The sequence below is a fragment of the Bradyrhizobium sp. genome (assembly GCF_049581145.1).
Taxonomy (GTDB): domain Bacteria; phylum Pseudomonadota; class Alphaproteobacteria; order Rhizobiales; family Xanthobacteraceae; genus Bradyrhizobium.
Window position 1 is genome coordinate 1 of record NZ_JBAURI010000508.1, and the last position, 10,870, is coordinate 10,870.

Consider the following 10,870-nt stretch of genomic DNA (forward strand, 5'->3'; position numbering starts at 1 on the left):
GCTCGCTGCATATACGCCGTAACCAGGAAAACCTTTCACAGAAGCCACTGACCCGGTCATGAAGATCGATCCGCCATCGTTGAACAGCGGCAACGCCTTCTGCACCGTAAACATCGTGCCGCGCGTATTCAGGCCGAAGGTCGCATCGAAATGCTGCTCGGTGATCTCGCCCAGCGGGACGGCTTCGCCCATGCCGGCGCTCGCGTACAGGACGTCGATCCTGCCCTTTTCCCGCTTGACCGTGTCGAACAGACGGTCGAGGTCGTGGAGATTGGCCGCGTCGCCGCGCACGCCGGTCACGTTCCGGCCAATCAGCCTGACGGCCTCGTCGAGCGCCTCCTGCCTCCGGCCAGTGATGAAAACATAGGCGCCTTCTTCAACGAACCGCTTGGCGCTCGCCAGCGCCATGCCGCTCGATCCACCCGTGATGACTGCAACCTTACCCTCAAGCTTTCCCATAACCTCTCCTTTCAGGCTCCGTCTTTGATCATTCGGGGAGGTCCCCGAGACCCTCGAGATGGGTCCGCCGGCGTCAGGCGTTGAGTGCGGAAGCGCGCACATCGGTGGTGCAAAATCGATCCGGCTGGACGACTGACGCCAGCGGCGACGATGGTGTCCGCCGTTCGGAATTGGGCCGCGCTTGTCGATATGAGCTATGATGACGGCCCGCACCAGCGACATACCAGATGCTGGTCGATCTGTTGGATAAGAGCGTTGGAAGGGGCACCGCGCGGTGCCGGATTGCACCATGATCGACTGGGATGACGTTCGCCACTTTCTTGCCGTCGCGCGCGGAGGCTCGGTGCGGGCCGCCGCCGAGCGCCTCGGGGTGAACCACTCGACCGTGCTGCGACGCATCGCCCAGCTCGAGGAACACCTCGGGGTGCACATGTTCGAAAAGCTGCCTTCGGGCTACCGCCTGACGGCTGCGGGCGAGGAGGTGCTCGAGTTCGCCGACCAGATGGAAGCGTCGTCGCACCTGCTGGAGACGCGGGTCTTCGGGCGCGACCAGAGCGTGCGCGGGCTGCTGCGGGTGACGCTGGCGCCACCCCTTGCGACACACCTGCTCATGCCGGACTTCGCCGATTTCGCGCGTCTGCATCCGGACATCGAGATGGAAATCCTGTCGTCCGGCGAACTGGCAAATCTGACCAACCGGGAGGCCGACGTCGCGATCCGCGTCGTCTACGACCGCAAAACCCTGCCGCTCAATCTTCACGGCCTGAAGGGACCGGAGCTGTTCGGCGGCGTCTACATGTCCCGCGATCGACTGGCGGCGTGGCGTGCGGGCGCGCCCGATCCCATCCGGTGGATTGTCATCAGCATTCATGGAATCCCGGACTGGGCCCGCGACGGTGAGGTTCGCGCCACGGGGGTTCCGTTCAGGACCACGGACGCCGAGGCGCAGATCGTTGCAGTACGGCAAGGGCTGGGGATGACGACACTGCCGTGCTTCGTCGGAGATGCCGACCCCCTGCTGGCACGGGTGCCGGGCACCGACCTGCACATGCACGGAACGCTCTGGCTTCTCACACAGGGCGAGACACGCAAGACAAAGCGCGTGCGGCTCTTCACCGAGTTCGTATCCCGCAGGCTCGCCGCCTACGCGCCGCTTCTCGCGGGACTGTCCATATCGCACGACTGACGCGCGGCAGGTCGCCGGCGCGCTTCCATCATCCGGGTCGGAAGCCGAGCTGCGATCGCTCCAAGCGCCATCGCGGTCAATCCCCCAGCGCTGCTGCGGCTATGTCGGCGGCGCGGCAGAAAAGTGGAGCGATCGATATGGATCGTCGCTGAAAGCAGAGATTTTCTGGAGCGATCAAATTCCTCTGCGAACTCCAAAGCCATGCGCGTTCATCTCGCTATTCCGGATACGGCGCCAGCACATCTTCGATCCATTTCATGAATGCGCGGACTCGGCGCGACAGATTGCTCCGACGTGCCACGACGAGGGACACGGCGAGCGCCCGGCGACGAAAATCGGGTATGATCTCCCAACGCACCAATCTCCAGGTAGCGGCCAATCCCCAGGAGTGGCGCCTGAATCAGGCCAAGGCCGGCGAGGGCAGCGGCTTCGTAGGTCTGCGCGCCGTTGACGTGGAGCGCGCCCGGCAGCTGAAGCGTCGCGTAGCTGTCGCCGTCCGGATGTTCCCATCCATAGGGTCTCGCGCCCAGCATCGTCGAAAAATGAATTGCCCGATGTTCCTGACGCTGGAGATCTTCCAGCGATCGAGGGACGCATGGCGCGCCAGATAGGCGGGACTGGCAGCGTTGACCATGCGCAACAGACCCAGTGAGCGGGCAATCAGCGTCTCGTCCCCTGATGGGACCAAGCCGCTAGACACAGTCGAACCCCTCTTGAACCAGATCGACTTGCCGATCCGTACTCGACAGCTCCAGCTCCAACTCGGGGTGCGTCGCCAGGAAATCCGGCAAGGCCGGCACGATTGTTGTGCGCGCCACCTCGGTCGGAAGATCGTTGCTCAGTCTGCTGCGGCGAAATGGGCCATCTGGTCTGCGTGTGCCTTCACGAAGCATGGGCGGGTCGTGGCGCGCGCGACATAGTCACGACAGGCGGGATGTGCCAACAGCCCGTCGAACCGATCGACAAGGCGCAGCACGTCCGCCATCAGGATGTCGGCGACGGAGAAGCTTCCGGCCAGCCAATCGCCTCCTGCCAACACCGGCTCCAGGTGCTGCAGCCGGGCCTTGAGGAACGCATCCAGGCGCTTCCACGCCGGCGTATCACCGGTGTCGCCGGAGAACGCAAATATGGCCCAGGGCTGGCTTGCCATCTCGATTGAATTGAGCGCGGCGAACAGCTATTCCAAGGCCTTGCTGCGACCGCAGGGATCGGCGGGCATCAGCGCGTCGCTCCGCTCGCCCAGGTGAAGCAGGATCGCGCCGCTCTCGAAGATCGAGATGTCTCCATCGGTCAGCCAAGGCACCTGGCCGAACGGCTGGTAGGCGAAATGCTCGGCATCCCGAGCGCGAAACGGCGTGCTCTTGACGCGGTAGGGCAATCCGGCTTCTTCCAGTGCCCAGCGCACACGGATGTCACGCACAAAGCCCCGTGGCATCTTTGGAACCCAATCGAATGTGGTGAGAATCAGGTCGGCCATTCGGCATCTCCATTTTCTGGTTCACAGCAAAGGACGGCCCAACGGCTCGCGCCCCGACATCACTGACATCTTTTTTTATGGCGCGCCCAGGATGGGTGGAGCGAAGCGATACCCATCAATCGCAGCCGATGGGGCGAATTGGAGCCTGCCCGCCACTGGCGGTCTTTCACGTGAGTGAGTATTCTACCTCATGCCATCCTTCATTTGCACCGCCTGCGGCACGCAGTATTCGCCCTCCGAGGCGCCGCCCGCTGCGTGCATGATCTGCACCGACGAGCGGCAGTTCGTCCCGGCCTCGGGCCAGTCCTGGACCACGCCGGAGCGGCTGCGGGCCGTGCACAGCAACAAGTTCCACCGCCTCACGACCGGACTGATGGCCATCGAAACGACCCCGGCGTTCGGCATCGGTCAGCGCGCGATCCTGGTGCGCACGCCGGCCGGCAACGTGCTGTGGGACTGCATCGCGTTGATCGATGACGCCACCGTTGATCTGCTGCAGGGCCTGGGCGGCATCTCCGCGATTGCGATCTCGCACCCGCATTACTACACGACGATGGTGGAGTGGAGCCGTGCCTTCGCCGGCGTGCCGATCCACCTGCATGCGGCGGATCGTCAGTGGGTGATGCGCCCGGACCCCGCCGTGCAGTTCTGGGAGGGAGACACCAAGCCGATTGCGCCCGGCTTGACGCTGGTTCGGCTCGGAGGGCATTTCGAAGGCGGCACCGTCCTGCACTGGGTGGACGGGGACGAGGGGCGCGGCGTGCTGCTGTCGGGCGACATCCTGCAGGTGGTCCCGAGCGGGCATGTCAGCTTCATGTGGTCATACCCCAACATGATCCCGTTGTCCGCCGCCGTGGTTCGGCGCATGGCGGAAATCCTGGAGCCATTTGCATTCGACGCGGTCTACGGCGCCTTTTCGGGCCGCGGACAGATCGACGCCAACGGCAAGCAAAGGGTGGCGGCGTCGGTTGCGCGCTACATCGCGAAGATCAGCGAGAGCTGATCGGGTGCGCCGTTCTTCCCTCCCTTCGCGCAGCGGCGGGGAGGGTCTGGGGCGGCTGCGCAAGTCGCTCCCTCATGCTGGCATCGAATATGCGGAAGCACCGCCAACCCCCGATCGGCTTCGCCGAATGACTCTACGCCGGGCCGAGCCCCCCGAGCGAAACGCGAGCATATTGCGGGTCACCGGCGCTCTGATCTTCTGGTGCATCATCCGCGCATACGCTTCGTCACGATCATATCCGATCAACGCGTGATGACGCAGATCCGGCAGTCTGGGCGGCACCATATGCGCTTTCAGGTAACGCCGATGGTTTGGCAGAACGGCGAACGCGGCAAGCCGACGAAGGAGCGCGTCGCCCGAAGGCGGCGAAGTAACAGGCAGCGCAGGGTGGGCAAAGCATCCGCCGTCGCTCGCACAGCGAAGGCGGATGCGTGCCGACCATTGTAGCGGCAATCGACGTTGCCGTGGACGCCGAAATCCTGTGGTCCTGGCGCTCCGGCGCAGGACAATCCGACATGCGCCGATGGCCGGTCGATGACGTCCTTTCCGGCGCAGGTCCTGCACCCTATCGCGCGGCCCGTAAATGTACGGTGTCGAATATTTACGGCACGGTCAGAAGCCGTCTGTATGCAGGACGGGGCTTGCAACACGTAAGCGCCGGATGGGGCCATGGCATGCGCAATGAACTGCTGGTGATTGAAGATACGCAGGTTCATCTCTCGATCCTCCGCAAGATTGCCTCTCAAGCCGGATACGACACGACCTGCGTCGACTCGGTCGAAGACGCGGCCGAGGTGCTGCGACGGCGGACTTTCGACTGTATCACCCTGGATCTTTCGCTGGGTGAGCGGTCTGGAGGAGAGATCCTGGAACTGCTCGCCGAACTGAAATCCCGTACGCCGGTTCTCTTCATCAGCGGCTCGGAGGGCAGCGAACGCGACGACAACGTTCGCCTGGCAACCTCGCTTGGTCTCGTTGTCTATCCGCAGTTCCAGAAGCCGGTTGATCTTCCGGCGCTCCGCCAAACGCTCCAGCAGATTGCGACCATCGCCGACTGTCAGAAGCTGGTGAAAGCCGTGCGCTCATAAGCGCAGCCCTCGAGGGCCACGACGAGCGCCTTGACGCTCCATGCCCTTTCATAACTCGTTCAGTCTGACGTCATCGGCGGCGCGACAGCGGCGCCTGCTTCGCTGAGCTCCGCAGCCGAGCAGGGCGCGATCCGGTGCGAAGTTTCGGTTTTCGCTGCGACGGGTGAGCTCAAGAGCCGTCGACGGTCAGCCCATCGACGACTGCAGCGCGCGACTTGGCAAACCCGTCGCCACCGTGGTCGTCTCGCGCAGCGTTGCCAGGTCGCGCTCCCACAGCACACGCAGGACGGCCTGCACCAGGAATTTCTTTCGAACGGGTTTGGCGACAAAATCATTCATTCCCGCAGCCTTGCAGGCCTCGCGGTCATCGGAAAACGCATTGGCTGTAAATGCGATGATGGGCAGTTGCTGATAGCTTCCGCCAGCCGCCCTGATCTTGCGGGTTGCAGTCATGCCATCCATCTCCGGCATCTGCATGTCCATGAACACGACATCGAACTCCTGCGCAAAGACCATCTTGACGGCCTCGAGGCCGTCGCATGCATGAGCGATCGAGACGTCGAAGGCGCCAAGCATCTTGGATGCAACAAGCCGGTTTGTCTGATTGTCGTCGACGATCAGAATGCGCAAGGGCGCGCCGGCTTCGGCAATATGCTGCGTGAGAATGACCGTCGATGTATCGACTTCTATCTGTTCCGCCGGCTTGAATTCCGCGAGCGGCAAGCTCAGCTCGAAGAAAAATGTTGATCCGCGGCCGACTTTCGATTCGACGGCGATTTCGCCGCCCATCCGATGGATCAATCGCCGGCAGATCGCGAGCCCGAGACCCGATCCGCCGAACCGTCGGCTGACCGAGCTGTCGGCCTGTACGAAGTCGTTGAACAGGGCGCCGATGCGATCCTCCGGAATTCCAATTCCGGTATCGGCGACCAGCCATCGTATGGTCGCGCTGCTCCGATCGATCGCAAGGCACTCGACCCGGATTGTGATCTCCCCGGCGGCCGTAAACTTGATGGCATTCGAAGCAAGATTCAGCAGGACCTGGCGAATGCGTCCGCCATCGCCGAGCAGGCCGGCGGGCAGGTTCGAGGCGAGATCCAGACGCAACTCCAACCCCTTGGCGGCAGCACTGGCCCCGACCACGCTCAACGCGCTTTCCAGCACGCCTGCCGGCGAGAACGGAATGGCCTCAAGCGTGAGATTTCCTGCCTCCAATTTCGAGAAATCGAGGATATCGTTCAATATCTCGAGCAGACTGTCACCGGCGACGTGAATCGCGTGGACGGACTCGCGCTGGTCTCGGCTGAGATCCGTCTCCAGCAGGCTGCTGGTGAGGCCCAGAACAGCGTTCATCGGCGTTCGTATTTCATGGCTCATGACCGCGAGAAAATTCGATTTCGCCCGGTTCGCGGCTTCCGCCTTCTGCCGCAGTTGCGTGTTTTCAATGGCGCTGTCTCTGAAGACCTGGACCGACCTGGCCATGGCTCCGATTTCGTCGTGCCGGCCGACGTTCGGGATCTCGATGTCGGTCTCTCCCTGGGCGAGCGCGCTCATGATCTTCGTGACGCGGCGGATCGGTGCGGAGATATTGAGATGAGCGGAGCCGGCGAGAACTCCGCCCAGCAGCAGGGCACTCGCGGCGAGCGCATAGAGAATGTGCGACAGCTTCTGCAATTGCGCCGTCGCGATGTCGGTTGCTTCGTCGATCCTCCGTTGCCCCTCGATGCTGAGCTTCTCGGAAATCGAAACCAGCTTTTCCATCGACTTCGCCATGGCTTCCGACCGCTGATCGAAGTCGGGCATGATCTTGTTGCCGGCGGCGGGTCCTGCCGCGACATAGGCTTTGGCCATGAGCTGACCGCCCGCGTAGAAGGGAACGAAGGCCGCCTTCACCTGTTCGAGCGCTGCGAGGGCGTCGTCGGCCTTCAATTTCCGGGCGAGATCGGTGGTCGCAGCTACCGTCTCGATGAATTCGCCGGCGTTCTTGGCCGCGTCGTCAAATCCGTTGTCGAGACCATCCAGACCACGAGTTGCGGAGACGTCGGTCAGAAATTGCTGGACCTGGATGATGTTGATCTGAATCTTCTTGACGTTGAGGACGAGCTGCGGAAGCTGTCTCGACGTGAGTTCCGACAAATCATTGATCTGGTTCGCGATCATGATCTGCTGTCGGTTGAAAAAGACGGATGTGCCGACCGCGGCGATGGTGAGCAGCACCAGAAGCGCGTTTGACAGCGAGATTTTGGAGCTCAGCGAAAACCTTGGCATGTGCGTGTGTCAGTTTTCCGTTAAGAGCTCGCGAAGCTCCTGGACAAATATTCGCGGCGTTCTTGTCGAAACGATCTTATCTGCAGAACCTTTGCATCGATCGATGCGTCTCTGAGGAAATGTCGTATCCAAGGCTTTTCCGCTGAGCGAGATCGCTTGACCGGGAGGACCTGTTCGATACGACGGCGCTGCCGTGAGGTGAGATATTATGTGCCGGGTATGATCGGCAGCGGCAGCGAATAATCCGTTAACAAGTAGGGCGTCACCGCAACGCGGCGGAATAACCGACCCGATCCCAGTCGGCACCGGTGATGCAAAGAAAGACCGTGGTAACCATCGAGGCAGTATTGCGAGGAGCAGCGGCGACGAAGCGGTCGACGGTTGCGATGCGCTACGCGGTCGACCGTGCCTCTGTCAGCAACCTGATCCGACCAGTGTCCGCCGGCGTCGCCGGATCGTGGAGCAACATGCTGAGGTCCGGCCGGCCATCGATCGCGACCACTTAAGCGGCGATGGACCGATCGTTCTTTCCGGAGACGGACAACGACCGAGCGGGCGATGCCGCCATGTCGATCTGATGCTGAACGGCTACGCGATCGGACAGAGACATCCTTTGGACGGCGGTGGCTTGCCGGCGTCAACAATTCGCCGGCGCATCGTTCGATGCGCCGGCGAAGAAGAGGAGAGCCATGCCATCCGAGACTTCAGATCATGGAGATGGCGCCGATCTCGATGCCGCCAGGCGATCATTCGAGTTCGATCGGCTGGTATTTTCCAGTTTGGTCGAGCGCAGTTCCCCAGATCTTGTGCGAAGCCTGGTGCTCACCACGGCTGAAGCTGATCGGTGCGCCAAGACCGAGATCGAGGTTCCGGGTATTCTCCAGCATGTCGACCAGCCGCTCGGTGTCGACCTGTGGCCCGCAGCGCCGCAGCGCGTCGATCAGGACATTTGCCGCAACGAAGCCCTCGAGCGAGATATAGTCCTCTTTCTCGCCGGGGAAATATTTCGCCAGCGCGTTCTTGTATTCGAGCACCATGCTCGAATAGCCGGAGACTGCGGGCACCGTCTGGGTCACGATGACATTGTCGGTGAAACGTGGTCCGAGCATCGTCAACTCGTCGGCAAGGGCGCTGGCGCCCACGGCCGACACGTTCGTATAGATCATCCCCGGGAACAGGTCGCGGGTCTTCTCGATGAATCTTGCCGCCGGCCGCGATTGCGCCGCCATCACCAGCCCCCGGATCGGCACTTTCTGCAATCTGAGCTGATTGACGGCGTCGTCCACGTCGATGCTGTTGCGGTTGTAGTTCAGCCGCAGAATCGCGCTGTCGTTGATGCCCAGGACGCGAAACGCCTTTGCGACACCGGCAAAGGCGGCATCGCCATAGCCGTCGTTCTCGGCGAACACGGCGATCTGCCGTGGTTGCAGCTTGCGCATCTTCAGAAGATAGCGCACCGCGGCGTCGGCCTCCTCCGTATAGCTTGGCCGGTAATTAAAGACGTAGCGGTCCGGCGGATCGTTGCGGACGACGGAGGCGCCGGTATGTGGTGCGAAGAACAGCGCCCGGTGTTCGAGCGCATAGGGAACCGCAACCGCGGCTGTCGCCGTTCCCGTGTTGCCGATGAAGCCGAACACCTGGTCTTTTTCGTACAGGTGCTTCATGGCGTCCAACGTTCGGGTCGGCTCGAAGCCGTCGTCGGCCGGAATCAGCTTGAGCAGCCGGCCATTGACGCCGCCGACATCGTTGGCCCGCGCGAACGCGACGTCGATGCCGAGCTTCATGTTGCGGCCATTGTCCTTGGCGGCGCCGGAATACGGGATCACGATGCCGAAGCGGATTTCGCTATCGGTGACGCCGTGCACATTGGTGGTCATGGGTTGCGTCGGAGCAATCGCCGCGTTGGCCGCCGATGGCGCGATCGCGTCGGCCAGCGACGGTCCGCTGGACGGCGGCGGTGGCGGTGTGCCGACAATGGATCGCTCGAGATCGGCGAGCTGGCGCTCCGCGCCTTGGCAATCCAGCCGTCCCGTCGTCACGGCGCTACGGCCGTCGGCGACGGAGCGGTCGAACAGCCGCGAGATCTCGTTGCGCTCGGAGTCGTTGCTCGAGGCTTCCCGGATCACCGCCTGGAATTTGCCGACGATCACCTGGACGCGCGGCCGTGCAATGTTCTGACAGGCGAGTGCCGAACCGATAATCGGTCCCAATCGGCTTGCAAGGTCGCTCACCACGCTCAGATTGTCGCCCGGCGCCGTGCTGGCGCTGCTCGCGAGCAGGATGCCGCCCAGGATGATGGCCGAGCCCAGGTTCGAGCACGAACTCCGCGCCAAGGTCAGATCGAATCGCCGATTGGACATTTTACTTTACCCGCTGTCTGCTTTTTGTTGTTTGCCACGGAGCGGCCGAGCCGCTTCGCTTGGGTTCGCTTTCCGGCGTCGCTGCATCGCGCAGTCGACGGCCGCATAGGCTCGTTTCGCGCAAGGCGCGAGCCTCCGCCGCTGCTATCGCCGCTCCGGCCGTCGCCGCGACGCTCTACGCGTTCCATTGTGGGGATCGAGCGGTTCTGGCTCGCTTGTGACGCTCATTGGTTGCTCCCGTGGGGTCTTGACCCGTCCTGCGTTGATTGGAAAAGGGTTCAATGCAAAACGGCTTGCTCGAAACCAAACGGTTCTCTTGGATGCCAGAGTATGAGCTCCCGATGCTCGCGCCGATGAAGCGGGCTGATCTGATACGGTCGAACGGGACGTTAACAGCGATCGCGAAACGATGTGCGATGTCATCACTGCAGGGCGTCGAGACAAATCCCGACGCCGTGTGTCCCCGATCGATTTCATTGTCTGTCCCCGGACAACGCTAGAGTACTAGGTTCATCACAAGATGATGAAGCTGTGACAAACTGCGCTTGAATCACGGCAGAATTGGGTTGCGCTCTCGGCTGCTGCGCCGTACGGGTTGCAATCTTTTGATGTAAAATTCGCCGTCACGCAGCCTATGCGAGTGCGCGTCTTGGGCAACCATGTTCGTTCGATGTATGTCCTGCGCCAGACGGCTGAAGATGGGCATGGGAGGCGCGCTATGTCTATCGAGGGATGAGCCGTGCTGATTGAAGATGGCCGCCGATTCAACGCCGCGCTTGTGTACGGGGTGGACTCGGGCCTTCGTGGGTCTCACGCGGACTCGAATTCCGGGTGCTCATTCCGAATTGGTCTAGCAGCTTGTCGGACTTACCCCAACGGGCTGTCTTTTGGCTAGAATCTCGACAATGATTCGAGCGCGTCTCAGGGCAGGCCACCGATGAGCAATTTCCGTGACGTTGATAGGCTGACGGGTTTTCTTCTGCCGCCGTCGGTGGATGAATGGCTGCCGGAGCGACATCTGGCGCGGTT

The 10,870-nt window shown here is 62.2% G+C and carries 7 protein-coding genes and 1 pseudogene; 4 read left to right on the forward strand and 4 right to left on the reverse strand.

The window, feature by feature from the left end; translation table 11 throughout:
* Positions 1-459, reverse strand: a 459-nt coding sequence (locus WCB02_RS16780) for an SDR family NAD(P)-dependent oxidoreductase (protein ID WP_423959652.1), incomplete at its 3' end; no start/stop codon positions are given.
* 289 nt (positions 460-748) lie between these two features.
* Between WCB02_RS16780 and WCB02_RS16785 the strand changes: the two genes are divergently transcribed.
* Together WCB02_RS16785 and WCB02_RS16790 are read left to right on the forward strand one after the other, a co-directional pair.
* Positions 749-1,645 carry a LysR family transcriptional regulator gene (locus WCB02_RS16785; RefSeq protein ID WP_423959653.1) on the forward strand — a complete coding sequence of 299 codons (897 nt, stop codon included), beginning with the start codon at positions 749-751 and terminating at the stop codon, positions 1,643-1,645.
* A 341-nt stretch (positions 1,646-1,986) separates the two neighbouring features.
* The gene (locus WCB02_RS16790; protein WP_423959654.1) at positions 1,987-2,256 is read left to right on the forward strand and encodes a hypothetical protein; all 270 of its coding nucleotides are present in this window, start codon (positions 1,987-1,989) and stop codon (positions 2,254-2,256) included.
* 227 nt (positions 2,257-2,483) lie between these two features.
* Here WCB02_RS16790 and WCB02_RS16795 read toward each other — a convergent pair.
* Positions 2,484-3,122: pseudogene (locus WCB02_RS16795) on the reverse strand (glutathione S-transferase family protein).
* A gap of 190 nt (positions 3,123-3,312) precedes the next feature.
* Between WCB02_RS16795 and WCB02_RS16800 the strand changes: the two are divergent.
* Both WCB02_RS16800 and WCB02_RS16805 read left to right on the forward strand, forming a co-directional pair.
* Positions 3,313-4,125, forward strand: a complete 813-nt coding sequence (locus tag WCB02_RS16800) for an MBL fold metallo-hydrolase (protein ID WP_423959655.1) — start codon at positions 3,313-3,315, stop codon at positions 4,123-4,125.
* Positions 4,126-4,799: 674 nt separating this feature from the next.
* A complete protein-coding gene (locus tag WCB02_RS16805) occupies positions 4,800-5,213 on the forward strand; it encodes a response regulator (protein WP_423959660.1) in 414 nt (137 codons plus the stop codon).
* A gap of 186 nt (positions 5,214-5,399) precedes the next feature.
* Here WCB02_RS16805 and WCB02_RS16810 read toward each other — a convergent pair whose 3' ends face one another.
* Both WCB02_RS16810 and WCB02_RS16815 read right to left on the reverse strand, forming a co-directional pair.
* On the reverse strand, positions 5,400-7,481 hold the full coding sequence (locus tag WCB02_RS16810) for an ATP-binding protein (RefSeq protein ID WP_423959656.1): 2,082 nt from the start codon (positions 7,479-7,481) through the stop codon (positions 5,400-5,402).
* Between the two features lie 746 nt (positions 7,482-8,227).
* Positions 8,228-9,841: an ABC transporter substrate-binding protein gene (locus WCB02_RS16815; protein WP_423959658.1), complete on the reverse strand. Its 1,614-nt coding sequence runs from the start codon at positions 9,839-9,841 to the stop codon at positions 8,228-8,230.
* Positions 9,842-10,870 lie beyond the last annotated feature (1,029 nt).

Excerpts from the sequence above, each read along its gene's own strand:
- WCB02_RS16785 (WP_423959653.1), top strand. The coding sequence starts at position 749 with ATGATCGACTGGGATGACGTTCGCCACTTTCTTGCCGTCGCGCGCGGA.
- WCB02_RS16810 (WP_423959656.1), bottom strand. The coding sequence starts at position 7,481 with ATGCCAAGGTTTTCGCTGAGCTCCAAAATCTCGCTGTCAAACGCGCTT.
- WCB02_RS16800 (WP_423959655.1), top strand. The coding sequence starts at position 3,313 with ATGCCATCCTTCATTTGCACCGCCTGCGGCACGCAGTATTCGCCCTCC.
- WCB02_RS16790 (WP_423959654.1), top strand. The coding sequence starts at position 1,987 with ATGATCTCCCAACGCACCAATCTCCAGGTAGCGGCCAATCCCCAGGAG.
- WCB02_RS16815 (WP_423959658.1), bottom strand. The coding sequence starts at position 9,841 with ATGTCCAATCGGCGATTCGATCTGACCTTGGCGCGGAGTTCGTGCTCG.
- WCB02_RS16805 (WP_423959660.1), top strand. The coding sequence starts at position 4,800 with ATGCGCAATGAACTGCTGGTGATTGAAGATACGCAGGTTCATCTCTCG.